Raw genomic sequence first — 26990 nt, forward strand, 5'->3', positions numbered from 1 at the left:
TACGGGTACGTGCGGTCGGATACAAAAAGGATTGTCTCCCGATCGACGTCACGAGAATCGGCCGGTTTCGACCCCGCACTCGACGCAGGTCGTCAGCAGTTCGTCGCGGGCCTCGGCCGCTTCGATCCGCTGGGCGGTTCGGTCGTCGCACTCCTCACAGTCTCTGAGGATAGTCACGTCCGTCGAATCGGCGGGTGCGCCGACCGCGAGCGCGCGGACGCGGTCGTCGGTGTCGTTTCGCCCCTGCTGAAACTCCCCGGGCGCAAAGCGGATCACTTCGCCGGCCTCGACGGTCACGTCGCCGGCTTCGGTTTCGAACGTCGCCTTCCCGTCGAGAACGTAGAACAGCTCCTCTTGGTCGTCGTGAGCGTGGTAACCGAACGCGAAGCTCTCGCCCGGTTGCAGTTCGTAGTAGTTCATCCCCAAGTGCTCGGCGTCGAGCGCCGAACCGACCGGGCGTTTGACGCTCGCGGGACCCATCCAGTCGTCGAGATCGTCGATCCCGATTTTCTTCATGTGCCGCTATCGGACGGATGGGTACAAAAAAGATCCGCAGCGATCCGACGGGGGGCATTATCGGCCGCTGCCGTACTCGCGGCACCATTTTATTTATAAACCGTCTCCGTAACAGCTACTTCACCGGTTCTGTGCGGGCAGGGCCGCCCCGAAGGATATACATCTGATCGTCACTCTCATTCCACCTCACGATCAGTTATCTATCCGCAGTGCGTCGGATCAAAGCCGCAAACCGGTCGTAAAACCCCGACTCGTACTTCGTTTCGGCGTCGACCGTCGGCCGCGCGTTCGTCTCGTTGACGACGGCTCGCTCCCCGGAGACGAGGACGTCGACTCCGAGCCAATCGATACCGAGCTCCCGGGCGGCCCCTTCGGCGAGTCGCCGGTGCTCGGCCGGCAGTTCGACGCCCGTCGCCACCGCACCCCGGTGGACGTTGTGCTTCCAGCGGCCGGCGGCCCGGTCGTCGCTCGGCAGCCGTCGTTCGACGGCTCCGACGTACTCGCCGTCTATGACCATCGCGCGAAAATCGCGGGCGTCAGGGAGGTACTCCTGCACGAGGAAGGAGCGGTCGTCGGCGACCCGGAAGTCGTGAATCAAGGAGAGATAGTCACACAGTCCGAGAAACGAGTCGAGGTCGTGCGCCTTCGCGATGCCGACGCCGCGGGTGGTCGAGTTCGGCTTGACGACGACGGGCGGTTCGAACCGCTCGAAGGCGGCTCGAAGCCCCGATTGGTCGGCGGGATTCGAGACGTAAACGCTCTCGGGCGTTGGAATCCCGCCTCGGCCGAGCCGCGCGAGCGCGCCGGCTTTGTTTCGGCTGCGGAGGATCGCCTCCCGGTCGTTGACCCACGGAACGTCAAGGAGCGCGTCGGCTACGCCGCCCTCCATTAATCGGGAAGGATAGACGAATCCCACGTCGAACGGTTCGTCGACGAGCGGCTCCGAGAGCGGCTGGGCGCGTTCGGTCGTCGGGACGTGGATCGCGTCGATACCGCGCTCTTCGAGGGGTTCACGAATCCGTTCGAGGGTCTCGGCGTTCGTCGCCACCGCGAGCCGGAGCATACCCCACGCAGGGACGGTGAGGTCTTGAAAACGCCGGTCGATGTGGTGGCAGCGAACTCCGCGTGGCTCAGTCGTCGTCGGCCTCGGTCCGCGCCTGTCGTTTCGCGGCGCGTTCGATGAACTCCTCGGGCAGTTCGTCGATCTCGCCGGCCTGTACGCCCCACAGGTGGGCGTAGAGGTCGCCCTTCTGGAGGAGTTCCTCGTGGGCGCCACGCTCGACGATTCGGCCGCCCTCCAACACGACGATCGTGTCGGCGTCCTTGATCGTCGAGAGCCGGTGAGCGATCGCGAAGGTGGTCCGATCGGCGGTGAGCCGATCCAGTGAGCGCTGGATCAACATCTCCGTCTCGGTATCCACGTCGGAAGTCGCCTCGTCGAGCACGAGGATGGAGGGATCTTTCAGCACAGCGCGGGCGATAGAGAGCCGCTGACGCTGGCCGCCCGACAGTTTGACGCCCCGTTCGCCGACCATCGTGTCGTAGCCGTCGGGGAGGTTCGCGATGAACTCGTGAGCCTCGGCGGCTTTCGCGGCCGCCACGATATCGGACTCCTCCGCATCGAAGGAGCCGTACGTGATGTTCTCGCGGACCGTGCCGTAAAACAGGAAGGTGTCCTGCCCGACGTAGCCGATGTGTCGCCGGAGGGAGGGGAGAGTTACCTCCCGGAGGTCCTGCCCGTCGATCCGGATCGCGCCATCGTCAACGTCATAGAGGCGCAAAAGGAGTTTGAGGACGGTCGATTTCCCGGCTCCCGTCGGACCGACCAACGCGAGTGTATCGCCGCCGTCGACGGTGAAGTCGATGTCCTCGACAGTCGGTTCCTCGTCGCCGTAACCGAACGAGACGTCGTCGTACTCGACGATCCCGTCGCGGATTTCGATCGGAGTCGCGCCGGGGGCAACGGGGAGCCGATCGGGTTCGTCCATCAGCCCGAAGATGCGTTCGGCGGAGGCGTACGCCCGCTGGTACATATTTATAATCTGACCGAACTGCGCCATGGGCCAGATGAACCGCTGGGTAAAGAGGATGAAGACGACGAACGTGCCGACCGTCAACTCCCCGGTGAGCGGGCCGGGAGCGGTGCCGGTGAAGACCCACAGGCCGCCGACGATGAACGTGACGACGAAGCCGACGCCGGCGATGAGTCGTAGACCGGGGAAGAACTTGATCCGGGTTTCGATCGCGTCCCAGTTCGAATCGAAGTACTCCATGGAGACATCATCGACGCGGTCCGATTCGTAGGATTCGGTGTTCGAGGATTTGATGACCTGAATCCCGCCGAGGTTGTTCTCGAGTCGGGAGTTGACGGTACCGACGGCGGATCGAACACGGGCGTACTTCGGCTGGATCGTGTTGATAAAGCGATTCGTAAAGAGGGCGATGAGCGGGACGGGGAGCAGGGCGATGAGCGCGAGTTGCCAGTTGTAGTAGATGAGGACGCCGCCGATCCCGAGAACCATCACCCCGAGGCGAAACGCCGAGTTGAGTCCGTCGTTGAGAAACCGTTCGAGTCGGTTCACGTCGTTCGAGAGGACGGACATCAGTTCGCCGGTCTGTTTGTCGGCGAAAAAGTCCATGTTCAGCCGCTGCATCGTGTCGTAGGTGTCGGTTCGAACGTCGTGTTGGATCCGCTGGGCGAAGGCGTTGAAGCCCCAGTTTCGGACCCAATGAAACACCGCGCCGAACGCGAACGCCCCCGCGATGATGCCGATAACGAGCCAAAACTGCATCGCCTCGTCGGCCGGGATCCACGCGTCGGGAACGAGCCACAGCGAGAACGCCTGTTCCTCCCGGAAGACGGCGTCGATCGCCAGCCCGAGCATGATCGGCGGCAACAGGTCCAAGAGTCGGGCGAGAACGCTCGCGATGATCCCGACGCTCACTGGAAACAGGTTCGGCCGGCCGTAAACACCGAACAGCCGCCGAATCGGATCGTCGGCGTTCTCACGCTGTTTCTCGAAGGGATCGTCGTCGTCCCAGGCGATATCCTCCATTACCGCTAGTCGCCGGTCCGCGGCCAAAACGTTTGGCCTGGAGGCGAACCGCCGTGGGGCAAATCGTCACAGTTCGAATCGGAGTTCGTCACCGACCTCGACGCCGTGCTCGGCCATCCACCCACGGTTCACCTCGAGGACGTACTGACCCCGCCCGGGATACTCCTGGGCGTTGCCGTCCTCGCCGGGGGCCGGTTCGGGCGCTTCGTGAATCGTCGTGATCGTCCCGTCGGCGTCGGCGAAGACGATATCGATGCCGAAGGACATGTTCCGCATGACGTAGGTCCGTTCGTCGACGCCATCGTGGACGAACAGCATACCCCGATCATCGGGGAGCTCGTCGGTGGCACTCAGACCGAGATACCGTTTGTCGAACGTGTCGGCGATCGCCGCCTCGAGTGAGCCGAGTTTCTCGCCGGAATCGGCGTCGTGGACGGTGACGGTCGTGTGTTCGTAACCGTCGTGGAGGGACTCGTTCGCCGGGTCGGCGGGTGGGTTGTACCCGTCGCCGAGCAACGGCGCGATTGCGCCCGTCGAGAGCGCGATCGCACCCACGGCGAGGACGAACGCGACCGCCGCGATCCCGTAGGTGAGCCACCGCGAGTCCATTTCCCCAAAGAACGGGGTGGACGCGCCTAAGCGTTCCGTCCGAGAAAGTAAGCGTTATCCGCTCCCGGCGGTTCCCTCAGTACGTCGGGTCCGTGGTCTAGTGGTTATGACGCGTCCCTTACAAGGACGAGATCGGTGGTTCGACTCCGCCCGGACCCATACGCTCTGTTTGGTCCCAGAAGGGACCGTATTTGGATGCATCAGAACCGCTATCTACTGATTTGGGCCAATTGGACCAGTGACTCATCGGTAGAGTCCAACCGAGATCCGAACGGACGGTTTGCCGTGCCACGGTTTCAATCAAAGGAAGGAGATCGCTAGGTAAAAGGGTTGTGCCAGCGCGCCCGAGACACTCGTTACGTAGTTTTCGCTGGATTCGCATCAGCGTCGGCCTCGCCTGATAGATGTCAACCATGATGTTATGCGCCGACGGGGCGCATGCTCAACGCCGATTGTCAGTTTGTTAGCCGTCAAGCGGGACGACTGTATCGGTACGAACCTATGTTCGATCTAGTCGTCTCGGACCTCGAAGGCCAGATAATTTCGTGCAAGCGGACAGTGTGATACATTAATAGGACCCAGACAGCGAGAGAACATGGACGGGGGGATCCAGCGCACCGATGAAACTATCCTGGCCTTTTGTGGATAGTAACCGGATAAAGTACTACGGCAACAATTATTCTCCAACTACTGTCGGATCGCACCTCAGTGGGTAAAAGAACTAGCCGACGCTCACTTGACGCCGAGATCGCATTACACTTGACCACACCGTTTCGCTCGGAGAGGTTACCTCACGATCGCAGTTAGGCGTCGACGGTGGGGAACTGGGAGAATCTTAATTCGACTGCCACGAGCTCTTTGGACTCCCAAAGAGTGAGGAGGCCAGGTTATATTATGATTGTATAGTGAGCAGAAGTGCGATCATTCAAGGAGAAAATCATCTAAATAGAGGTGATCTTGAGCGGTTACTGGAAGAGACAGAGCAGGCCGATGTGCTGTATATTGAGGGACGAACTGATGATGATCTGATATCGTTTTGGCCTCCCGAGTATATTCTGTTCGTATGCGGTGCTCTCACCATCTACTTGTGGTATTATATTGAGACAAAATTCCGAAAGATTACCAGACGAGAATTCAACCCAGAAGAAGAGGCTCTAGAGCGGGGACTCGATACGAACTCAGAGATTGACGTTGAGGTATACGAAATGTTCGAGAGAGTATCCGTGCGAGATCGCATTTTACCGCTCGCCGTCACATCGTTGCTATTATCGACCGGGGTATACTCGGTGCAAGGATCAACGTTTCGTAAAATAATTCCATGGATCCTACTCATTGCCGTGCCGTTTACGTATTTTTCATTTATGCTGGTGAGCGTCTTACCGAAAGATTTTCGTGACCAATCGATGGCCAAGTCAGTCGCAGAACATGCCACTCAGAACGATCACGAGTTACGCATTAGTTCTCGTTGGAGACTACCACGTCGATGGGGTTACTTCGTATCTGGAGAAACAAGACTGGGAAGTCACTCCTCGATACAGTAGCGATTCTACGATGCGTATGTGGCGGACCGTAGGCTCTTTTTCGCTCGAACGGTGAGAATACCTGTTTGAAACCACAGGTGAGTGATTACTCCCGATTTTGCCTTGTTGAAACTCTCTGTCGATGATAGATGTTAATAGTCGTGCTGAATACAGCGCGCATATCTCGCACGGCGTTCCTATCCTATACAGTCGGAATCACCGAGAACCTGCAATTCAACACGAAATAGCGAATTTGCGCATTTCAGCTACACTTCGATTTCCTCGCTCTCAAAATCCAGTGATAACACCGGGCAGAGATCTGATAGGCGCTTCTTAGTGGAAATAACACCGGTTCGGCTTTGATGTCGGACACGATTTCAGGAATGCGCCGTTTGGTTCGCCCAATGAACGACGGGTTCAGCATCTCGTTCGTGTCGTAACAGAACACCGGCCGGTTCGTCTCCCGACAGATCTCTGCTGCTTGGCTCGGGTCGCTTTCGATGAACAGAGCTGCATCCACTGACTCGTACACATCCGCTTTATATTGACCGTAATTGCCCCGTTTGCGACGGGTTTCCATGTCCGGGACGTCCATCATTACGAGTGAGTCATACTCGATGCCGTGATCGGTTAACCATTCCTCCGTTTCCGGCCGGTACTTCTCCAGTCTCGACGTGACGAGACACCCGATACGTTGTTTCGGGATGATATTCGGCTCGACGGTCGTGAGGAACTCGCGGTAGTTTTCCCCGTCATCGTTCTCTCCATCGGTCGGATCGCGACAGAGGATTCCGTCGATATCCACACAGAACTCCGGCAGTCTCGTGTGTTGGAGGATATTCCACTCGAAGATGCGTGGTGAGGGAACGACCTCGCACCAGTGGTCGACGTATTGATGTCCACGGGGAGAAATGTACACTGCAGCGAACGTGATATCGAACGGGAACTCGTGCTTTGTGAGTCGCTCGCGAGTTCTTTTCATCTCCCCACCTGTTAACACGGAATCGTCGACGACCAGTACGGAGTCCAACTCGTCGAAAGCCGTGCTGCGTTGGTACCGTGAGCCCGTATCGAAGATTCGTTCTTCACACAGACCCTTGACGTCGGTCATCGGCACGTCGAGATAGAGACACAGGAGGTTCGCTACCAAAACGCCACTTCTCGGAATGCCGACGACCAGATCGATATCCCCCGAGAGGGTCTGTGCGAGGCGGTGTGTCTCCCTGTTCAACTCCTCGACGGTCCTGTAATTCATTTCCATATATGTATCCTGAATCAAATATTGTTATTGAGGCGGTAACAGACGTAGGGGCTGTAGGTCTTGTCGAAACCGTATCCGGTGATAGGTTTCAATTGGCGTACTGAATACACAGTGCGTATCTCGCACGTTCGATGTTCAGATTAGAGGGTCTAAATCGGTCGGTACGGGGGATTTACTTATTAGTGCAGGCAGCGTAATATTCATTATGCCTGAAGAAGTCCTGTTCAAATCAGAGAGTAATCAGACCCGAGAAGAAATCGCATCGTATCTCCGCACCGTTGCTGACAAACTCGAACAAGGTGATGCACTCATACTCAAATCCGGTTCCGAGTCCGTGACAATGGAACCGCCGGCGCGCTCGACGTTTGAGGTCAAAGCCGAACGTGAGGGGCCAACGGACGGCCCCGGTGAATTGAGTATCGAGTTCGAACTCGAATGGAACGAAAACGGCAATGAGGGAGACGGCGGGAGCAACCAGTTAGAAATTGAGTGACCAATTAGCAGGTTGCTAATTGGTCGATTCTGTGCATTGCCACTCAAATAACCTCCGGTATCATGCTGACTCCATCCTCTGTATCTCGCACACTAATTCTAGCAGTAATTCGGTGATTCAGTGACTCTCTGCAAAATACAGGGCGCAAATCAATTACAAGTGCGATGTGGCCTCGTGAAGTAATTGTATACCCATCCATCCAATGTATTTAGCATATGGATACAGTTGATGTCACTTCAAATAAGAAAGGTCGATTGGAGAAGCTCGCATACTGCACGGACGAACGGTCCCATATCCAGTTTCAGATGCTATCAAGACATTCATTCAAAGAGAGTATGATGTGGCGAAGAATACGCCGATACGTATCTCGAGCGAACACGCTGCCTACCTAGATCCACACGAGGAGCAGAAACCCGACGAGCATCGAGACGGTGAGCAGGACTTGTATCGCCGTTGAAGCAAGCATTCCGATGGCTGTGACCGCCGCAGTTCGTGCCCCTCGACGGACATCCCCATGTCGAAGATACTCTAAGGAGAACACCACTCCAACGACTCCGAGGAGAGCGCCGAGCGGGCCGAGTACGAACAGGAGTCCAATCGCCGCGACAGCTGCGACGACGGTCGTTCGCATCGATGCGCCGCCGATCTGTGCCGAGAGTGCGCTTTCGAGAAGATCGAAGACGACGGTAAAGACGCCCAGAATCACGAATCCGAGAAATGCGATGGTTCCGAGGTCCCCTGTTACCACCCAGTAGTATGCGATCCCGAGTGTCGACACCGCCCCACCCGGAATCAGCGGCACGAAGCTCGCGGCAATGCCGACGAGCAACAATATGATCGCGACGACGATCGGATCGAGCGGAAGCATCGACATAAAGAACGACGAGGAGCGACGAAACGGTGTCGGAGCGTTTCTCGGGAACATCAACCACCACCCCAGGCAACGTCCTCTTGATGATCAGCGGACGAATACGACGACAGAGGCTCTCCTCTACCTCAGAAACAAATCTGAACGGATTTCACTTGCCGTGGCTCTGCTGAAGTTCTCTCGCATTCTGACGGGTTTCTGAGAAGCCAGTTTTCCACCGGAACCGTGTAATCCGGACGGAAGAGTAGCTCCCCCCGATATCAACGCTGAAGGATTTCATCAGAGCCAATTTTTCGGTCCTGAGAAGAACTACGTGCGGAATACAGGGCGCAAGTCGGCCAGTTCGTTTTCAGTCCGTCGTTCGACTCGGTGACGCACAGATCGTGCGCGTCGCACTCCTACTCGAGGTCCACGTCGTCCGCGTAGAACGTCAGCTCCTCCGGGTCCCAGCCACGGGCGCCGTCGCGGACGTTGTAGAACCAGCCCGACCTGTCCCGGTTGTTCGGATCCACGAAGCCGTAGATCCCCTCCCGGCCCGGCACGTTGTCGTGTTTTTCGGGGTCGGGGGGGTAGGCGTACCAGACGGGCTCGGTCTCATCGAACCAGCCGTGTCCCGGACGCTGCTCGACCGAGAGCTTGTACCGGATCGGGGTCGGGGCCGAGTGCCGGTAGACGGGTACTCTTCTCTCGCCGGGTTCCGTGGAGACGTGGAATAACGGGCCCTCGTGGAGCCGCTAGCCGCCGTCCGCCAGATCGGACCGGCTCAGCGAGAAGTACCACCGGCGCGGGTTGTCCACGGAGTAGCCGTATACCGGCGCGACGTTCAGAGCCGGTTCCGGGTCGAACCCGCCCCCGTACTCCCTGAATGCAGCCTCGAGTTCGGCCCGGCGGGTCGCGTCCTCACAGAGGTCCCAGATTGGCTGGAGGCTCTGGTCGTTGAGCGACGCGAAGGTCATGTGTTCCTCGATGCTGTCGCGCCAGTCCTCGTAGCCCCCCTCGACGATCTTGCCGGCGTACTCGGCCCGCCCTCCGCGTGCGTGGACCTCGACCGTCGACGCCTTCCGGAATTCCTGGATCGCCTCCCGATCCCTGACTTCCATCTCTGTCTCGGCCTCCTGGCCCGTGGCGCCGAGGTAGGACAGCTTCGCTGCCGCCGCGATGGAGACGTCGGATTCGTTACTCGGTGACGTTCGTCGCGGCGCTGTAGGTGGCCGCGGCACCGACGATCAGGCTCCGCAGGAAGTGGGTGCCGTAGGTGTCGAACAGATCGACTGGGTCCATCGTCGCCAGATGCTCGGCTACGCTGGGCCTGACGTAGTCCCGAAGGTCCGACCCGGCCGGATCGATCGTCAGGAGGGCGGTGTTGTACTCGTCGTTCTGGGTGACGAAGGTGAACACCGTACTCCGTCGCTGGACCTCGTTGAACTCGAGGTCGAGCGACCCTCTGAAGAAGCCGTATCCGCCACGGAGTCCGACTCGCGACGCGAGGTTGGTCTGGTAGTCCCGGGACCGGGTGCCGCTCGTCGCAGTGATGGTCGCGCCTTCGAGTTTCTGGATGCGGACGGTATGGGGTGCGCGATACCGTCCCCAGTTCGTCTGAATCGGGGCCGGCTTGCCCAGGTCGAACAGGGGGACCCGTGTCAACACGGGACTTGCAAATTTCCCGCCGAATACGTCATAGCTGAAGCCGATAGAGTCCATTCCCGGGAACGCCGCGAGGTTCCCGTCGTCTCCATCCGGCGTCTCCTCGGGGGGCGGAGTCCCCTCCGGTGGGGTATCGAGGTCCAGACACCCCGCGAACCCGCCGAGTGCACCCAGACCGACCGCCTGCAAGAACCGTCGCCGTGCCGGGTACATGCCACCCTGAGGCATGCAGTGTGAACTACCCCGCCCTGCTCGGCCTTGCGGCCTCGCTGAGGACGGGGCTTCCTGTTTCTACGACGCGCTTTGCAGGAACCGAATCGGTTTCCACAGAGAGTGCAGTCTCCGCAGGCGGTGAATCGGAGTGAACCACTCCTACTTGATCAAATCCACGAGAAAAGATGTTGTACGCCGCGTTGAGGTCACGGTCCGCCTCGAACCCGCACGACGGACACGAGTGTTCGCGCACCCACACCGGCTTCTCGGTTCCGACACCACAACTGGAGCATTCTTTCGTCGTTCCTCGTGGATTGACGGCGACAAAGTGCGTCTCTTCCCGGTCGCACTTGTATTCGAGCATCCGGAGGAACGTCCCCCACGCCGCTCCGGCGCGGGTCCGTGAGTTCGACGGGAGTTGCTCATCTGTTGATTCAGCGTGATCTTTTTCAGGTCGGCGTCCTCCTGTCGCCAGATCCGAAACTCCTGTAGATGGCGGCCAGTTAATCCGTTCAGGGTGTCGATGTCGTTCTTATCACACCACCGAAGAAAGTGAGTCAGGCGGTACCTGTGTGACCGCACGGTCTTCTCAGAGGTCTCGGTCTGCTTTTGTTTCAGATACAGTTCTTGCGCGCTCCGGTTCAAGCGGATCGAGTTCGTCGTGTTTCGTTTTCATTGGTCTCACCGAACCCTGTTATGAGGCCTGAAATGCCTGAAATCGCTAGGGAACGAAACACGCGCGATGCGCGATAGTTCCGCCCGGAACCATTCGATTCTGCGAGGGACAGGCGGCGTGAAATGGGCTATGGGTGTCGAACCCTGCCGGTCGCGCACAGCGAAGCGAGCACGTCCGGCTTCGGTTCGACTCCGCGGGCGCATACGATTTGGTGCCGCGGGCGCTATCGTGGGTATGGGCACCGCCATCGTCTGGTTTCGCGACGACTTCCGCCTCGAGGATAACGCGACGCTGACCGACGCCATCGCCGCTTCGGACGAGGTGGTTCCGGTGTACGTCGCTGACCCGCGTCGACGGGGAGAGACCCGTTACGGCACGCGAAAGCGTGGGTCCATCCGTGCGAAGTTCCGGCGTGAGAGCCTCGCCGACCTCCGAACCTCTCTTCGCGAGCGAGGCGGCGACCTGTGTATCCGAAACGGACGAGTCGAGGAGGTCGTTCCCGCTCTCGCCGAGCGGGTCGACGCCGAGGCCGTTTACGCACAGACGAAACCGGCCACCGAGGAGCTGTCTCGGGAGACCGCTGTCGGCAACGCACTTCCGGGTGACGTGGCCTTCGAACGACGGTGGACGCACACGCTGTATCACATCGACGACCTCCCGACCCCGTACGACCGCATGGAGGATACGTTCACGCCGTGGCGCAAGGGGGTAGAGAAGGGTGCGTCCGTCCGGGACCCGGTGTCCGCTCCCGAGACGATCCCGACTCCGGACATCGGGCTCGATTCGGGGGAGCTACCGGTGCCGTCGGAACTCTCCGTCGGGGACCCGCCCGGAGACGACCGTGCAGTGCTGGCGTTCGAGGGCGGAGCATCGGCGGCGAAACGACGCCTCCAAGCGTATCTCTGGGAGGGCGACCATCTCCGGACCTACAAACAAACGCGCAACGACATGCTCGGCGCGAACTACTCGTCGAAGTTCTCACCGTGGCTGGCGACGGGATGTCTGTCACCGCGGACGATCTACCGGGAGATCGAACGGTACGAGCGCGAGCGCGTTTCCAACGAGGACACGTACTGGCTGGTCTTCGAGCTACTGTGGCGAGATTTTTTCCAGTTTCAGTTTCGCAAACACGGCGCCGACTTCTTCGCCCCGACCGGCATCCGGGCTGTGGACAAAGACTGGAGCCGCGATCGTGACGCGTTCCGACGGTGGGCGACCGGCGAGACGGGCGTCCCCTTCGTGGACGCGAACATGCGCGAACTCAATCGGACGGGCTATATGTCCAATCGAGGTCGACAGAACGTCGCCTCGTTTCTCACCGACGCGCTCGGCATCGATTGGCGATGGGGCGCGGCGTACTTCGAGGAGCGGCTGGTGGACTACGACGTGGCCTCCAACTGGGGAAACTGGGCCTACCGAGCCGGCGTCGGGAACGACTCGCGTGACAACTACTTCGACGTCCTCTCGCAGGCCGAGTACTACGACGGGAACGCAGACTACGTCACCGCGTGGATTCCCGAACTGGACGGTCTCCCACCGGAATACGCGCAGCGACCGTGGCGGATGAGCGACCGAGAGCGGACGGACTACGGTGTCGACTACCCGCGACCGATGCTCGACGTCGAGGCGCGGTACGACGAACTACGACGCCGGTAGCCGGAGCGGTCGCATTACAGACGGTAGTGATTTGACCGCTCCGGTCTCGATTACTGATATGTTCCGCCGCCTCCGAGAGCTCGGTCCGTCGTTGCTGGTACCGCTTGCGTGGACGTTCGTCACCGCCGCGCATCTCGGGATCGTGGTCCCTCGTACGCTGTTCATCGCGCACGTCGTGATGGCCGTGCTGCTTGCGGGGTTCGCGGTGACCGGGCGGGCAGACATGCGCGAAGGGGTGTTACGCGTCTGGTGGCGCATTATCGCCGTCGGGGTCGTCGTGACGCTGGCCGGTGTTCTCAGCTTCCGCGTCGACGTCGGGGTCGTACTACTGTCGGGGATCGCCCTCGGCGGATGGATGCTCCTCCCCGCAGTCGGATTCGCGTACACGGGACGACGGGTCGCCGAGGGCGCGTGGATATATTTCGGCGGCGCCGCAGCCTGTCTGGCGGGCGCATCGCTGTATGCGGCCGGACTCTTCGGAGCCGTCCTCCCACTTTGGCTTGGCGGTCTCGTCTGCGTCGGAATCGGACAAACGGCCGGTATACTCGATGCGACGCTGCGATACTGACGCGTCAAGGGTCGGCCCGCGTTCCCTCAGAGCCCACCGCGTGCGGCCAGTTCGCGCAAGCGCTCGACGCGTTGCCGGAGTCGGTCCATCTCCTCGGAGTCCCGCTTCGAGTCGACGTGGCTGTACATCAATCCCATCCGGTGATTGCTCCGGAGCGGTGTCTCGTTGCGGTCGAGAAAGTCCCAGTAGAGCGCGTTGAACGGGCAAGCGTCGGAACCGGTGTTGCTGTCAGGATCGTATCGACAGTCCGCACAGTAGTCCGACATCCGGTCGACGTAGTTAGCCGAGGAGACGTACGGTTTCGTCGCGAAGGCGCCGTGACCGTACTGTCCCATCTCGACGACGTTCGGCGTCGTCACCCAGTGGTAGGCGTCGACGAAGGTGGCGTGGAACCACTCGTTGAGTTCGCTCGGTTCGACGCCCCACAGCGTCGCGAAGTTCGCGAGCACCATCAATCGCTGGATATGGTGGGCGTATCCACGCGTGTGGACATCTTCGACGGTTTGGGCCACGCAACGCATATCCGTCTCGCCGGTCCAGTAGAACTCGGGGAGATCGTGGGGTGCACCCAGCGCGTTCGCGGTCGCCAGCTCCGGCATCGTGTGCCGATAGACGTGGCGGATGAACTCCCGCCAGCCCAGAAGCTGCCGGATACACCCCTCCGCCGAAGCCAGAGCGACGTCCTCGCACTCGTGGTACGCGCTCTCGACGGCTTCGATGACCTCGACTGGGTGCAGGAGACCGACGTTCAACGCGCAGCTCAACAAGGCGTGGGCCATCGCCCAGTCGTCGTGGCGAATCGCGTCCTGGTAGGGCCCGAACGCCGGCAGCCGTTCGTCCACGAAGTGACGCAGGGTATCGCGGGCCTGCTCACGGGTTACCGGCCACCGAAACCCCTCGGTACGCCCCCACGTGTCGAACGTGTCGGCGACCCAGGCCGCAGTTTCCTTGGTTCGGTCATCGTAGTCGATGGACGGGATCGGCGGGGCACGCCACTCCTCGGGCGGGAACTCCCGATTGTGCTCGTCGAAGTTCCATTCGCCGCCGAGCGGTTCGTCGCCGTCCATCAGTACGCCCGACTCCCGGCGCATCCACCGGTAAAACTGCTCATGTTTAAACGAGCCGTCGTCGGTCGCCCACTCGTCGAAGGCCTGCCGCGTGCTGACGAACAGCTCGTTTTCGACGAACCGTATAGCGCCTCCCACGGCGTCGACCAGTTCGCGAAAGCGCCGCTCGGCGCCGTAACTGGGCGATCGCATCGACACCAGCGTCGTGTCGGCGTTGTCCTCGAAGAACCGCTTCAGCCCCGCTTCGAAGGTGTTCGCTTTGATATAGTGGACGTCGTACCCCTCGGTTCGCAGGCGATCGCCGAACTGCCGCATCGCGGCGAAGAGCAGCGTCAGCTTGTGGTGGTGATACGGCATCCGCCGAGCGAAGTCGTGGGCCTCGATGAACAGAACGCTGCTTCCCTCGGCGGCGCGCGCGAGCGGCCCACACTGCGTTGTGAGTTGCGTCCCCAGGACCCACGGCACCTCGTCGGCCCCGACGGTGTACTCCGGAACGGCCCCGACCAATGGCTGGCGCATGCGCTCAAAACGGGGCACGGATATATAATGCCACACACCCACGATGAAACGAGCGTCGCGGGACGACAAACCGACGTGCCTCGGTACGTCCGCCGGCTTTCGAAACCCTTTTTGATAGCGTCGGCGTCGGTCGGTATGCGGGCCGCCTTAGCTCAGACTGGGAGAGCACTCGACTGAAGATCGAGCTGTCCCCGGTTCAAATCCGGGAGGCGGCATTAGACTCAGAGTTCAAATGCCTGCGGTGCTGCGCGGGGGATTTTCCAGCGTTTCTTGGAATCGATTTACTGACCGCGAGTTACGACTGTGGTAATACTTCCATTCACACAGGTGGTACTGCGCAAAGAATCTCGAATACGGACTCACGCACGCACCTGTGTCCATGCCCAGGTATACGAGTGACCACCCGGCTTCTGATGCCGCTCAGAACTCACCAAAGTACGGAACTACTCATTCACCGTGGCAGTGGAATCAAGTCCGACGGGCCGTCCCTGCTCCCACTCGACAGCGAGGACCGCGTCTCGAAGCGAGTTGAGTCTGCGTTCGATGACATCCAGCGGATGTGAGTCCATAAACTCCGCTAGTTCGTGGGCGACGGGCGTCGCGCCGTCGTTCACCTGCAGATGAACTGGCCCGAGGTCGTCGTGCGTGTCGTCCTGATGCCAGCCGACCAGCAGACTTCGCTCTGGCTCGATCCAGTTGAACCAGTAGTACTCGTAGGACTCTCCAGTCTGCAGTTGAAAGCCGATCTCGATCCGCGCGGTCGTCACTGGGTACTCGTCGGTATCAACAAACTGGCGTGGGTCTACCTCAGCGACGACCCGGTATGGGCCAGCTTCACGCGGCTCAGCACGTCGCCGCCGAACGCTCTCGAACTCACCGCTGAGCCGGTTCTGGATGCGGTCGTGGAGCCGCTTGCTCTGTAGGTTCGCCCGGTTAGCGAGGAAAACGACCATTAGGCGAGTGTCGAGGGAGAGTCAGTCCACGGTGACGAGAGTTCTACAACGTCATCGTACAGTTGGAGGGCGTGCTTCACGAGTCCGAGTTCCGTGTTAATCGCCTCCCACGTGGCGATTATGTTGCGACGCTCACGAAGCTCCTCAGCCGAGAAGTCCTCGTCCGCGATTTGTTCCCGGAACTCATCGAGCGAACTCACGTCGTACTCGGTGGCTAGTTCTTCCTGTTCCTGCTTCAGCTCCGTGAGTTGGCTCTCCAGTTCGTCACGCGAGTGGGCCTCGATCAGGTTCGTCACTTCGTCGAAGAGCATCCGCACTGGATTCAGATCGTACGCCTTCGTCCCGTCGACGGTCGTCTCGGTGACCCAATCGTCGCTCTGCAGTCGCTGGAGTTCGTCGTCAGCTGTCGCGCGCGAGACGTCTGCTCGGTCCGCGATCTCCTGTACCGGCGTTGGTTCTTCCAGCAACTCTACGACGTGCCGGACGCGTTCGCGCCCGCTCATGCTATTTTTCCACGACCCCGAGTCCGGCTCAACCATCTGTACTGGTTCTTGCGTCCGCTAGGTCAAATAATTTGGCACAGCTCAAATATTCAAATGTGTGTCTGTCCTCCGGTGGATGGAAGTTCAACTGCTAGAAGGCGGCATTAGACTCACAGTTCACATGCCTGCGAGCGTAGCGTGTACTCAGCGGATGCCCGCTGGCTACTCTATCTTTTAAATAGCCATTCGAAGCGCGCGGAACTTGCATGAACGGATCATTCCTTGAGGACCTGCGGTCCGATCAATGGCTTCGAACCTCTTCTCTCAATCAGAGTCGTCGAGTCGATTGGCGAGTGCGTCCATCATTTCCCACAGGAGGCCGGACACGGAGCGTGCATCGAACGAGACCATCTCGTACGTGTACGCGTCGTTCGTGTCTTCTCGTACCTGATAGTGGAGTAATCCATCGACGTGGGGGTTCGGTTCGCAGTGGAACTCACAATCAAACGCGTCCTGCTCGCTGTAATGGAGGGTGTAGTACGCCCGAATTGGTGTCCGCATCCAGGCATCGTCCGCACGGTCAGACGCTTCAGGGCCGGGTGACGGATCCGGGATCCACGTCACCCGGAGAGACGCGGACTCTGCTGGGCGACCGAACCACGATGGATCAAGCGTGGCCCGTAATTCCCGGTACTCGTCCGGTGGTTCCCCCTCAATAGATCGAACGGCAGGGTGTCGCGCCAGTTCCCCGCGTAACTCACGTAAAATACGGTGTCGATCAGGACCCGGATCTGAACCCCCCTCGAATCGAACACGTTCTCGGGAGGAGTCAGGAAAGGCGTGACGGGGGACGCCAGTGTCGGACTGGTTCGTCGACGCGTCCCAGTCACCGGTCATGCGGTGATCGACGACGGATCAGACGTCCATGTGTCGAAGTTCTCGATCGCGTCCTGCACGAGCGAGAGCCGATACCGGGCAAGTTCCCAGTCGCTCGCAGCCCGCGTAAGTTCGTACGCCTGCTCGGCGGAGACATCGTCCGCGGCCACTCGTTCACGGAGTGCGTCCAGCGAATCAGCGTCATACTCTGTTTTCCACGCTTCGATGTCTTGTTTCAACGCCGCTGCCTGCTCCGAGAGCTCCCGTTTCGTCGTGTCTTCGAGTAACTCCCGGACATCTCGGAGGCGCGTGTACAGCGGGTCCGGATAGTAGTGGCGGGTTCCGTCTTGCTCGGTCGCCATCACGACACCGAGATCGATGAGTCGGCGCAGATGATCCCGCGCGGTATTCGGGGAGACGGTCGCCTCTTCAGCGATCCAAGAGGCGGGTCGGGACTCCGAGAGCGTCATCGTGACCGATTTTACCCGATCGAACGCCGATGCGTGCTCCTTCCACGTCCCTACCCACTCGGGCTCGTCACCAGACGCGTTTTCGGGTGGCATACGCAACAGTAGTCGCTTGAGCGTAATAATTCTACGCCTCCGCAAATTATTGCGCAGTATCTGCTACTGTCACCAGCACAGTTCCTGTTCGAGAATGGCATCAATACGATTGATGACTGTTGTGCGGGAGCCGTTACGTCGCGCGGTTTCTCGCAGGTCGTCGAATTCACCCGTGGCTCAATCATGAGGATACGTTAAGAAACGTGATAACGATTTGTGTCCAGTCACGCGGGAGTGGATAACAGCCTCCCCAACGGAATCTCAATTTTGCACGCTCGGTATATAATCGGGAAGCGCTGCCCCGATTCTACGCGATTTTCCTTCGAGAACTGAAAGCGGCGGAGACGCGTCTGCCACGGAGAACTCGACGAGGGACGTCCTCGTGTACACCCGGTGTAGGATCGACGCCGCACGGGGCGTGGTTCAGGTCACCATAGATCTTCGACCCTCCCGCGAAACGCATCGGGGAGGTGTTTGGGGCCGAATTTCTCCTCGTTTGGGTCGGCGTCGGTCTCGAATCCGGGAGGTTCAGCGGGTGGACCGCCGCGATCGTCGGGCGGTGCGTGAGCGTAGATGCTCTCGGGGTGAGAATGGATCCACACGTGCATCATCCACGGCGTCCGGCAGGGGAACGCCGCACTATCTTGATACAACTTCTGATACTTCCACCACGCATACCGACCCGGGAATCCGACGTGGGCGTGCCACGGTGTACACGCACCTTCAGTCCCGTTTTCGTTCGTATAAATCGCCGGCGGAGAATCCATAGCCTCGCCATCGGTGATCGCCATAAACATCACACCGATCGGCCGCCACCAGGTGTGATCGACGAGGATCGATTCAGGGTGCTCGGGATCGAGCATCGACTGGTCGCCGATGAACTCGGGATTGATCCAGTGGGACCAACTCCCGCCGGTGAAGAAATCGAAATAGGGGATGAATCCAGCGTCGATCAACGCCCCAACGGTGGGGTAGCGTTCCTCCAGCGCCGTTTTCACGTCGGCCAGTATCTCCTGACTCGCCGCATGATCGTCGGAACACACCTCGTGAATCGAGTCGTCGTAATGGGACATACTCGGCTCGGGAGTCAATTCGGGACAGTCGTTCCGATGGGTGTCATCGTGGGAGCCATCGGCGCTCGTCCGACTCGTCCCCAAGCCGAGAGCGCCGAACGCGCCTCCGGATCCCTGTAGCAAACGACGACGCGAAATGGCGCGATCCGGCGGAGTAGTGTCGGGCATGTTGTGATACCTCGCATCCGGTCACGGGAGCGATCGATAAGAGTATACACCCCATAGTACTCCCACAGAGAACATTACCGATCGTTTGGGTCGCCTTACTTGACGATCCAGAACCGCGCCGTCGAAGTGGGGCTGAAAACTGCAGCGCGTGGCGCCTTTCGAACGACTTCCTGTTTCCACGACGCGCTTTGCGAACACTAAACCCGGTGGATCGTGCACCGAGAGCCGTATGCGTCGGGAAGGCCGCGCTTGCAGGCGAATGGTAGTTTGATTCCGCCAGTGTCGAGTGTCGGCTGTGGAGAAGTGAGTACGGGACCGGGGGTGATGGACCCTATCAACCCGGTCTCCAAGTCCCGGATTTTGCAGATGGCCACATGAGAGAGTGTCACGTTCTCGAATCTCCCGACTGTACCATCGGAGGGAGGCTTGAACCGAATCGGAGGAAACGTCCGGGCCGATGGTGGTGATCGAGAGGATCGACTTCGATGTATCTCATTTCCTGGCGTCGAGAGACGTCTTCTTCAGAAGGTCCCACATCCGGGAGACGACATTTCCCCTAGGGGCGAAGTACCGCCGATGCCGGCGGCCCGGTAGGACGTTCCCTACCGCCGTCGACCGACTCGAGATCGACCGGACCGAAACCTTGGACGAACTTTATGACCGTTCGGGCCGTATTCACGTCGAATGGAGAACCTCCGGATACATCTCGTGGGACCGAAACCGCAGGCTTCGACCATCGTCAATGCCTTTTCGGCGGCGCCGGTCGAAACATCGGCCCACGATTGCGCCGTGGACGTTCTCTCGGTGGTCGATGCTGGCGAGGTGGACTGCATCGTGAGCGACTACGAGCTGGCAGGGGGTGACGGACTGACGTTGGTGTCGTCAGTTCGCGATCGCGAGCCGTCGCTACCGTTCGTGTTGTACCCCGACACCGAGATCGGCGATGAACGGTTGGCGAGCGAGGCGATTGCCCGCGGTGTGACCGACTACGTGCCGGGCGACGTCGAGCCGGAGACACTGGTCGATCGAGCCGTCGACGCCGCCCGGCGGGGATCACGCTCGGCGTTAGAACCTGATCTCACGGCCGGTCAACTCCAATATCAGGCGATGAACGAGGCGCCGGTCGGCGTCACTATCGCGGATGTAACGGTGCCGGACGAGCCGCTCGTATACATTAACGACGCCTTCGAACGGATCACCGGCTACGACCGTTCGGAGGCGCTCGGACGTAACTGCCGGTTTCTTCAGGGCGAGGACACCGATCCAGACACGGTTGCCCGGATGCGCGAAGCGGTCGACAGGCGCCAGCCCATTACCGTCGAACTCCTCAACTATCGCAAGGACGGCGACCCGTTCTGGAACCGCATCGAGATCGCACCACTCGGTGAGGAGGAAGCCGAAGAGGTCACACACCTCGTGGGATTTCAGTCGGACGTCACCGAACGGAAGGAGGCCGAACTCAGAGCCGAGCGGCAGGCGGCCGAGCTTCGCTCACAGCGCCGGGATCTTCAGCGGCTCCTCTCGCGAATCAAAGGGCTGATGGGCGACATCACCGAGATCGCTATCGAGGCGACGGATCGGCAGGACCTCGAGAGAGCGGTCTGTGAGCGGTTCATCGAGGCACAGTATCGCTCAGCTTGGATCGGGCGCCGCCAGCTCACCGGCAAGCGGCTAGTCGCGAGCACCGCCGCCGGCTACACCCCGATCGATGGGATTCAGATCGAACTTCCCGACGAGACCGCGTCCTCGTCCCCACCGGCCGATCCGACAGTACGGGCGTTTCACTCCGGCGAGGCCGTCATCGTCGACTCCGAATCCCTGCTGACGGACTCGGTCCATAGTCGGGTGCTCCCGACTGGTGGATCTATCGCGGCGATCCCACTCCGGTATCGGGATGCAACCTACGGTATTCTGACGCTCTACACCGATCGCTCGGTGACCTTCGACGACTACGAACGAACCGTTCTTGACAGCATCGGTCGCGTCGTCGGCGGTGCGATCGACTCGCTTCGAAACCGTCGGTTGCTCACCGACGACGAGGTCCGACGGCTGGTTTTCGAATCCACGAGCGAGTCGTTCCCCCTGATCGAACTGTCTCGGTGTTACGGATGCCGACTGGAATACGCCGACCGGATCCCGGGCGGGGACGACGGGCGAGGGCGGACCGTGTTCACCGCCCAAGAAGCGAACCCGGATGCCCTCGAGGCCGCCGCGGAGGATCCCGACGCAACGATCATTACGAAGGAAGACGCGGGGGCTATCATCGAGTACAGTACCCAGGACGATGGGTTCTTGGAGACGGTTATCGACAACAACGGTATCGTCCGGGGAATGACCATCTCGGATGGGACTGCCGAACTGGTCGTCGACGTCCCCAATCGAACGGATCCACGACCGATCGTCGAGGCGATTCGTCAGCGATATCCGGGGACCGAACTCGTCACCCAGCGCCAAGAGGAGACGCTGCGGCGAACTGATGACTGCCTGATCGAGCAGCTCAGCGAACAACTCACCGATCGGCAGTACGCCGCCCTACGTCGGGCCCACCTCAGCGGGTATTTCAGCTGGCCTCGGCCCGTTAAGGGGGAAGCCCTCGCCGAGTCGATGGGGATCACCCGTTCGACCTTCCACGAGCACCTCCGGACGGCCCAGCGGAAGGTGTTCGACTCGATTTTCGACGCGCAAGCGGATCAAACCTGACTTGTTGGGGTCGAACCTTTTTTCTTGGAGTCCGTAACTGTACGTGCCCGGACGTGCTCCGACTTCGATCGGACCCCGTGTCGGCACCCTCTCGATGCTTCCCCCAACAACGTATCTCGAGTTCCACCTCGCGTTCACGCTGCCGCCGATCGTTCTGCTCGGCGTCGCAGCCTGGCGCCGCGAGGACGCACTGACCGGGCGCGTTCCGGGCATCGGCCTCTTTGTTATCGTGACGCTGGCCGTGGCCTACACGACGCCGTGGGACAACTACCTCATCGACCGCGGCGTCTGGTGGTACGGCACCGACGTGACATGGCGATACGTCGGCTCCGCGCCGGTCGGTGAGTATCTGTTTTTCATCCTCCAGCCACTGCTCACGATACTTCTCCTTGCTCACCTTTCGATACCGACGGACACCGATCTGCGACTCGGAAAACGCGAACGCGCCGTCGGCGTCCTCGGCGGGCTTTCGGTCAGTATTCTCGGTGCCGTGCTCGTGATCGCAGCACCTTCGACGCTGTATCTGGGTGCGATCCTTCTGTGGGCGGGACCCGTTCTCGCGATCCAGTGGGGCTTCGGTTGGACGCACCTCTGGCGGGCGCGCCGAACCGTCGCCGTCGCCGTCGCCGTTCCCACAGTCTATCTGTGGATCGCGGATTGGACCGCCATCTCGCTCGGCCTGTGGGTCATCTCCGAGAGGTACACCATCGGAGTCGCCCCGTTCGGCCTTCCTATCGAGGAGGCGACGTTCTTTCTGGTGACGAACCTATTCGTCGTCCAGGGATTCGTCCTCTACGTGTGGCTACTCGATCAATGGCCTTCGGTGGCGGACTCGCCACTCGCCGTTCGCTATCGGCGGTACGTTGCCGTTTGGGGCCGAAATATCCGGGAGTGATATGGGCGGTTCCACTGATTACGCCACGTCGGGTTCGGTCGAACGCCGACTGCGACGAGCGACGATCTATCCCGGATGGATCGCCCTGTCGGGTACGACTCTGCTCTTTGCGCTCGGCGCCTCGATCCCGCTTCGGTATCAGTTCCTCCCGCTCGCCGCTAGCGTCTTGCTGTTCGGGCTGCCGCACGGAGCGCTCGATCACCTGACCCTTACGCGGGCACGCGGCCGCCAGGCGACGGTTCGCTCGCTCGCCGCCATCGGTGGACTCTACGCGCTCGTCGGCGGGCTGTATGCGATCGGATGGTTTTTTGCACCCGTCGCAGCGTTCGCCGGATTCATCCTCCTGACGTGGCTTCACTGGGGGCAGGGAGAACTGCACGCGCTGCTTGCCATTGCCGGCGTCGAACATCTTGAAACAGCAAGACAACGTGTGTCGACCGCGCTTGCTCGCGGTTCGCTGCCGATGCTCGTTCCGCTCGTCGCCTTCCCCGATCAGTACCGGCTGATCGCCACGACGCTGGTCGGCCTCTTCGGAGCCGGGGATCTCGGGAGACTAGCCGTCGCGTTCACGCCGAGGGGACGTGTGGTGGTGGCGGCGGCCGTCATCGCCCTGGTTGCCGGGACGCTCGCCGTCGGCTACCTGCGTGCCGACGGCCGCAGCGGGTGGGCGTTCGATGCGGGCGAAACGGCGCTTTTGATTGTGTTTTTCGCAACCGTGCCGCCGATCTTGGCCGTCGGGCTGTATTTTACGCTGTGGCATTCGCTACGGCACATAGGCCGGCTGCTCGCGCTCGATCCGACCGCTCGGACGGCGCTCGGCGGCGGCGGCTACGGCCGGGCGTTCGGGCGGTTCGCTCGCGACGCTGCCCCGCTCACCGCCGCCGCGATACTGATGCTCGGTGGACTCTACGCGCTCGTTCCATCGACGCCGGCGGAAACGGTCGACCTCGTCGGTCTGTATCTCGTTTTTATCGCGGTTCTGACGCTACCGCACGTAGCGGTCGTATTCTGGCTCGACCGCGAGCAGGGCGTCTGGACTGCTCTGACGCCGCGGCTGCTCGAGCGATCGCGTTCCTGACCAGTTTGGTATCAAATTGAGTACGCTGGGAGTTCTTATACTATGTGTATGTCGACCAGTACAGGTATCGCGGACTCGATCGCACAGACCGGCGTGGCGCTTCAAGCCGAAGCCGAGATGACACAATCGGATATCTTCCAGATGGTCATGGAAGATACGGCGCTGGCGGCTTCTTTCTGGGTGAATATCGCTCTGGCCGGCCTCTCTATTCTCCTGTTCGCTTATCTGGCTAGGAACCTCGAGGATCCGCGGGCAAAGCTCATCGTCGTCGCGACGATGATCGTTCCCGTGGTATCGATTTCGAGTTACACGGGACTCGCCTCGGGACTGACGATCAGCCTCATCGAGATGCCGCCCGGTCACGCACTCGCCGGTGAGGAGGTCCTCACGATGTGGGGCCGCTATCTGACTTGGGCGTTATCGACACCGGCGATCCTGCTGGCGCTGGGACTGCTCGCCGGCTCGAACGTGACGAAGATCTTCACCGCGATCACCTTCGACATCGCCATGTGTGTGACCGGCCTGGCCGCCGCACTCACCACGTCGAGTCACCTCCTGCGGTGGTTCTGGTACTTCATCAGCTGTACGTTCTTCCTCGTGGTGCTGTACATCCTCCTCGTTGAGTGGCCAAAGGACGCCGAGGCCGCCGGAACGGGGGGCATCTTCAACACGCTGAAGATCCTGACAGTCGTCATGTGGCTTGGCTATCCGATCTTCTGGGCACTCGGCGTCGAGGGGATCGCGGTGCTCGAAGTCGCTGTCACCTCCTGGGCTTACAGCGGCCTCGACATCATCGCGAAGTACGTCTTCGCATACCTGCTGATCAGCTACGTCATCAAGGAGCCCGACAGCGTCACGGCCGGCGCCGACTACGGCATCACGTCTCCGGGCTCGGTCGCCCGAGCCGACGACTGATACGGGTCCTCGACCGCTTATCAGCGGTCGCAACATCGCGGTGGCGATCCTCGATACGAGACGACGATCCAGACGCACTTTTCACGGTATTGCTTTCGTCCAGTTCCGTCGAACGGTCACGCGCTCGGGAACCGGGGCGGACGCTACCTCTCGAGCTTCATCCGGCCCCATCGCGGTCACTCGATCGGTGGTAACGGGTGGTTCGGCTCCGCCCGGTCTGCTCCGGTCATCCGGGTGTCCAGCGCATCGAGGAATCGGTTGTCACCGCGAGCAAAAAGACGAACACACCGCAGCCGAGCGCGGCGAGAGCCACGAAACCGCTTTCCGGTGCCCACGCGAGTCGCCGGTAGGGATCGATACCGGCCGCAAGCAGCCGCTCGACCGTCTCAGTCCCAGCGAAACCGACCACGGTCAGCGTCGTCACCGCAGCCACCCCGAGCGCACCGGTGATGAGTGCGATGCCGGAGAAGACGTCCTCCAGCCCGACGAGGAACCAAGCGTGCTCCCGAGAAACGGATTCTGCTCGCCCGCGACGGAGCGCCACGCCCGCCAGTCCGACGGCGCCGACGACGACGGCCCCGACACAGAATAAAGCGACCAAACCCACCCCGAGTGACTGATTCGCCGCTTCGCCCTCCAGGTACAGTTTCCGAACCGATGGCGGCAGTACCGCGAGCGCACCCATCGACGCCGCGATCACGAACGACAGGTAGCTACACCACCGTATCTTTCGCGGAATCGAGACGATACCGGAGAGTCCGTGTCGGCGTCTGATGAGTTCGTAGTCGTGGACGGATCGGGTCGGATCCGGACGGGGCTCGCTCATCGGCTATCGGGTCCTCAATCGTGCGGGTGAAACCGATTGATGGCTCGCCTGACCGCCTTGCTCTCGCCGAGGAACGTGATGTGGTCGCCGGCTTCGAGGACGGTAGCCCCACTGGGAACGTGCGCCGACTGCCCTCGGCCGACGACGGCGACGATGCACCCGTCCGGTATCTCGGCGTTGATTTCGGCGATCGATTTCCCGACGAGATCCGAAGCGGTTACCTCGATTTCCTGAACGTCGTGTCCTTCGCCGAGTTCGGTCATCCAATGAGAGAGCGCCGGCCGTTCGATCTCGTTGTCGATCGCGAGCGCAGTCGCCATCGGCGCGTCGATCGCAGTCACCCCGACCGTCTCGAAGGCAGACACGTTTTCGGGGCTGTTCACCCGCGAAAACACCTTTTCGACGTCGAACTTCGACTGTGCGAGCTGACAGATGAGCAGGTTATCATTGTCGTTTTCCGTCGCCGAAACGACGATCTTCGCGTCATCGGCCCCGGCGTCGGCCAGCACTTCTGCGCTCGTGCCGTCCCCGCCGTGGGCGGTAAATCCCTCTTCACGGGCCCGTTCGAGGTTTTCCACGTCGTCTTCGACGATGATGACGTATTCGCCACGATTCTCCAGACGTTCTGCGAGCGCACGGCCGATCCGGCCGCCACCCACGATTATGGTACGCATTGGTGTCACTCCGAATAGGTCACCGATCCGACGCCGGAAGATCTGAACGCCGTCGTCGAAGAGACCCGCGAGTTTCTGGATACACACGACGGAAAGCTCCGGATCAGTCTCGACTCCATCACGGAGATGATCTACTACGCCGACGAGGAAAGTGCCAAGGAAGCAGTCAGTCAGATTCTCGATCTGCTCGACGAGTACGACGCCGTCGGGCTCTTCCATCTCGCCCGTGGTGTCCACGACGAACAGCTCCGCGACGAGTTCCGTGAGATGTTCGACGGTGTGATCGATCTTGCCGAGGACGGAACAGTCACTGCAACGGTCTGATCTGTCACTCGGTTAATCAGATCACCAACAGTTATTACGTACCAGCCGTACATCATAATCTGTATGCCGGAATGTCAGAACTGCGGTGCCTTCGTAACGACGGATTATGCACGGGTGTTCACGCCAAACGGAGTCGACAAACCGAGAGTTTGCCCTCAGTGTGAGGACAAGATCCGTGACGGGGCTGACGTTCGCCAGGCCCGGTCGACCCGCCGCGGCTAGTATTCTCTGCTCTGTTTACTCGACAGTAGCTCGCGCTTCAGTCAGCAGCCCTTTTGCGCGTTCGTACGTCTCCGCTAGCTCGTCTTCTGTTCGAGCCTCGGCGGTTACCCGAACCAGGGGCTGGGTTCCACTCGCCCGGAGCAAGAACCACCCCGCAGCCAGATCGACACGGATGCCATCCAGTGTCGAAACGTCGTCGTACTCTGACTCGACACGATCCGAAATCGCCGCCATCACCGCCGCTTTGTCGTCGACTTCGACACTATCTCGTCGGATCGGATACTGTTTCACGGCTGCCTGTCTGTCGGCGAGCGGTATCTGTGACGCGAGCGCCGCCAGTTTACAGGCCGCAAGCGGGCCATCCGGACAGAGCGTTTCCTCGGGCCAGATCCAGGCCCCGCTCGGTTCGCCACCGAATGCGACACCTGACTCTCAGGTTGAGCGAGCTCGACACGAAGAAGGCGAGCAGCAACCCCAGGTTGAGGACGACAAAGAGATACGCATACCCGGACGATCGATCTGCCACCGCACGCATTGGGGTTATCCAGATTCTGTGGCAATATGAGAGATCGTGC

Annotated in this window: 24 protein-coding genes, 2 tRNA genes and 4 pseudogenes; 10 read left to right on the plus strand and 20 right to left on the minus strand. The window is 60.6% G+C overall.

Translation table 11 applies throughout. The features are described from left to right. Positions 1–48: 48 nt before the first annotated feature. The 4 genes from R6U53_RS04440 to R6U53_RS04455 all read right to left on the minus strand — a co-directional run bounded on the left by R6U53_RS04440 (position 49) and on the right by R6U53_RS04455 (position 4181). Positions 49–516 (minus strand): cupin domain-containing protein, encoded by a 468-nt coding sequence (locus tag R6U53_RS04440; protein ID WP_410321166.1) that lies wholly within the window; start codon positions 514–516, stop codon positions 49–51. Between the two features lie 196 nt (positions 517–712). Next, positions 713–1579: a RimK family alpha-L-glutamate ligase gene (locus R6U53_RS04445; RefSeq protein ID WP_410321167.1), complete on the minus strand. Its 867-nt coding sequence runs from the start codon at positions 1577–1579 to the stop codon at positions 713–715. 67 nt (positions 1580–1646) lie between these two features. Continuing rightward, positions 1647–3572: an ABC transporter ATP-binding protein gene (locus tag R6U53_RS04450; RefSeq protein ID WP_410321168.1), complete on the minus strand. Its 1926-nt coding sequence runs from the start codon at positions 3570–3572 to the stop codon at positions 1647–1649. 66 nt (positions 3573–3638) lie between these two features. Next, positions 3639–4181: a DUF192 domain-containing protein gene (locus R6U53_RS04455; protein WP_410321169.1), complete on the minus strand. Its 543-nt coding sequence runs from the start codon at positions 4179–4181 to the stop codon at positions 3639–3641. Between the two features lie 86 nt (positions 4182–4267). Between R6U53_RS04455 and R6U53_RS04460 the strand changes: the two genes are divergently transcribed. Further along, positions 4268–4340: transfer RNA gene (locus R6U53_RS04460), tRNA-Val, on the plus strand. Positions 4341–5963: 1623 nt separating this feature from the next. On the opposite strand, the gene R6U53_RS04465 is transcribed toward R6U53_RS04460, so the two are convergent. After that, positions 5964–6956 carry a phosphoribosyltransferase family protein gene (locus R6U53_RS04465; RefSeq protein WP_410321170.1) on the minus strand — a complete coding sequence of 331 codons (993 nt, stop codon included), beginning with the start codon at positions 6954–6956 and terminating at the stop codon, positions 5964–5966. 211 nt (positions 6957–7167) lie between these two features. Between R6U53_RS04465 and R6U53_RS04470 the strand changes: the two genes are divergently transcribed. Further along, complete coding sequence (locus R6U53_RS04470; RefSeq protein ID WP_410321171.1) at positions 7168–7455, plus strand: amphi-Trp domain-containing protein; 288 nt, start codon at positions 7168–7170, stop codon at positions 7453–7455. 388 nt (positions 7456–7843) lie between these two features. Here the strand turns inward: R6U53_RS04470 and R6U53_RS04475 are convergent, their stop codons facing one another. From R6U53_RS04475 to R6U53_RS04500, 6 genes and pseudogenes are all read right to left on the minus strand, one after another. Beyond that, a complete protein-coding gene (locus R6U53_RS04475) occupies positions 7844–8323 on the minus strand; it encodes a DUF456 domain-containing protein (RefSeq protein WP_410321172.1) in 480 nt (159 codons plus the stop codon). A 398-nt stretch (positions 8324–8721) separates the two neighbouring features. Beyond that, positions 8722–8865 (minus strand): hypothetical protein, encoded by a 144-nt coding sequence (locus R6U53_RS04480; RefSeq protein WP_410321173.1) that lies wholly within the window; start codon positions 8863–8865, stop codon positions 8722–8724. Positions 8866–9057: 192 nt separating this feature from the next. Beyond that, positions 9058–9543, minus strand: a complete 486-nt coding sequence (locus R6U53_RS04485) for a hypothetical protein (RefSeq protein WP_410321174.1) — start codon at positions 9541–9543, stop codon at positions 9058–9060. Beyond that, positions 9500–10195 (minus strand): hypothetical protein, encoded by a 696-nt coding sequence (locus R6U53_RS04490; RefSeq protein WP_410321175.1) that lies wholly within the window; start codon positions 10193–10195, stop codon positions 9500–9502. The genes R6U53_RS04485 and R6U53_RS04490 overlap by 44 nt, the downstream gene beginning before the upstream one ends. Before the next feature lie 10 nt (positions 10196–10205). Next, a pseudogene (locus R6U53_RS04495) lies at positions 10206–10601 on the minus strand (zinc ribbon domain-containing protein); the annotation flags it as partial. Between the two features lie 50 nt (positions 10602–10651). Beyond that, positions 10652–10762, minus strand: a pseudogene (locus R6U53_RS04500) (site-specific integrase); the annotation flags it as partial. A gap of 328 nt (positions 10763–11090) precedes the next feature. On the opposite strand from R6U53_RS04500, the gene R6U53_RS04505 reads away from it, so the two are divergent. Further along, positions 11091–12512, plus strand: a complete 1422-nt coding sequence (locus tag R6U53_RS04505; RefSeq protein ID WP_410321176.1) for a DASH family cryptochrome — start codon at positions 11091–11093, stop codon at positions 12510–12512. Between the two features lie 58 nt (positions 12513–12570). After that, the gene (locus tag R6U53_RS04510) at positions 12571–13080 is read left to right on the plus strand and encodes a hypothetical protein (protein ID WP_410321177.1); all 510 of its coding nucleotides are present in this window, start codon (positions 12571–12573) and stop codon (positions 13078–13080) included. Between the two features lie 26 nt (positions 13081–13106). Here R6U53_RS04510 and R6U53_RS04515 read toward each other — a convergent pair whose 3' ends face one another. Beyond that, the gene (locus R6U53_RS04515; protein WP_410321178.1) at positions 13107–14666 is read right to left on the minus strand and encodes a cryptochrome/photolyase family protein; all 1560 of its coding nucleotides are present in this window, start codon (positions 14664–14666) and stop codon (positions 13107–13109) included. 141 nt (positions 14667–14807) lie between these two features. Between R6U53_RS04515 and R6U53_RS04520 the strand changes: the two genes are divergently transcribed. Then, positions 14808–14881 (plus strand) — tRNA-Phe (locus R6U53_RS04520). Between the two features lie 228 nt (positions 14882–15109). On the opposite strand, the gene R6U53_RS04525 is transcribed toward R6U53_RS04520, so the two are convergent. From R6U53_RS04525 to R6U53_RS04545, 5 genes are all read right to left on the minus strand, one after another. Continuing rightward, on the minus strand, positions 15110–15619 hold the full coding sequence (locus tag R6U53_RS04525) for a hypothetical protein (RefSeq protein WP_410321179.1): 510 nt from the start codon (positions 15617–15619) through the stop codon (positions 15110–15112). Continuing rightward, the gene (locus R6U53_RS04530) at positions 15619–16122 is read right to left on the minus strand and encodes an ArsR family transcriptional regulator (RefSeq protein ID WP_410321180.1); all 504 of its coding nucleotides are present in this window, start codon (positions 16120–16122) and stop codon (positions 15619–15621) included. The genes R6U53_RS04525 and R6U53_RS04530 overlap by 1 nt, the downstream gene beginning before the upstream one ends. A gap of 303 nt (positions 16123–16425) precedes the next feature. Further along, complete coding sequence (locus tag R6U53_RS04535; RefSeq protein ID WP_410321181.1) at positions 16426–16662, minus strand: hypothetical protein; 237 nt, start codon at positions 16660–16662, stop codon at positions 16426–16428. 332 nt (positions 16663–16994) lie between these two features. Then, entirely contained in the window at positions 16995–17540 is a 546-nt protein-coding gene (locus R6U53_RS04540; protein ID WP_410321182.1) for a winged helix-turn-helix domain-containing protein, read from the minus strand. A gap of 428 nt (positions 17541–17968) precedes the next feature. Beyond that, the gene (locus tag R6U53_RS04545) at positions 17969–18613 is read right to left on the minus strand and encodes a hypothetical protein (protein WP_410321183.1); all 645 of its coding nucleotides are present in this window, start codon (positions 18611–18613) and stop codon (positions 17969–17971) included. An 852-nt stretch (positions 18614–19465) separates the two neighbouring features. Between R6U53_RS04545 and R6U53_RS04550 the strand changes: the two genes are divergently transcribed. The 4 genes from R6U53_RS04550 to R6U53_RS04565 all read left to right on the plus strand — a co-directional run bounded on the left by R6U53_RS04550 (position 19466) and on the right by R6U53_RS04565 (position 24369). Beyond that, positions 19466–21481 (plus strand): bacterio-opsin activator domain-containing protein, encoded by a 2016-nt coding sequence (locus R6U53_RS04550; protein WP_410321184.1) that lies wholly within the window; start codon positions 19466–19468, stop codon positions 21479–21481. Between the two features lie 94 nt (positions 21482–21575). After that, entirely contained in the window at positions 21576–22376 is an 801-nt protein-coding gene (locus tag R6U53_RS04555; protein WP_410321185.1) for a lycopene cyclase domain-containing protein, read from the plus strand. Between the two features lies 1 nt (position 22377). Continuing rightward, positions 22378–23454: a Brp/Blh family beta-carotene 15,15'-dioxygenase gene (locus R6U53_RS04560; RefSeq protein ID WP_410321186.1), complete on the plus strand. Its 1077-nt coding sequence runs from the start codon at positions 22378–22380 to the stop codon at positions 23452–23454. Positions 23455–23571: 117 nt separating this feature from the next. Next, positions 23572–24369 carry a bacteriorhodopsin gene (locus R6U53_RS04565; RefSeq protein ID WP_410321189.1) on the plus strand — a complete coding sequence of 266 codons (798 nt, stop codon included), beginning with the start codon at positions 23572–23574 and terminating at the stop codon, positions 24367–24369. A gap of 226 nt (positions 24370–24595) precedes the next feature. Here the strand turns inward: R6U53_RS04565 and R6U53_RS04570 are convergent, their stop codons facing one another. Beyond that, a complete protein-coding gene (locus R6U53_RS04570; RefSeq protein WP_410321187.1) occupies positions 24596–25195 on the minus strand; it encodes a hypothetical protein in 600 nt (199 codons plus the stop codon). A gap of 14 nt (positions 25196–25209) precedes the next feature. After that, positions 25210–25869, minus strand: a complete 660-nt coding sequence (locus R6U53_RS04575; RefSeq protein WP_410321188.1) for a potassium channel family protein — start codon at positions 25867–25869, stop codon at positions 25210–25212. A gap of 33 nt (positions 25870–25902) precedes the next feature. Here R6U53_RS04575 and R6U53_RS04580 point away from each other — a divergent pair. Continuing rightward, positions 25903–26193 (plus strand): annotated as a pseudogene (locus tag R6U53_RS04580) (hypothetical protein); the annotation flags it as partial. Positions 26194–26430: 237 nt separating this feature from the next. Here R6U53_RS04580 and R6U53_RS04585 read toward each other — a convergent pair. Beyond that, positions 26431–26841: pseudogene (locus R6U53_RS04585) on the minus strand (phosphoglucosamine mutase); the annotation flags it as partial. Between the last annotated feature and the right edge of the window lie 149 nt (positions 26842–26990).

Source organism: Natronomonas sp., assembly GCF_046483325.1.
GTDB lineage: Archaea > Halobacteriota > Halobacteria > Halobacteriales > Haloarculaceae > Natronomonas.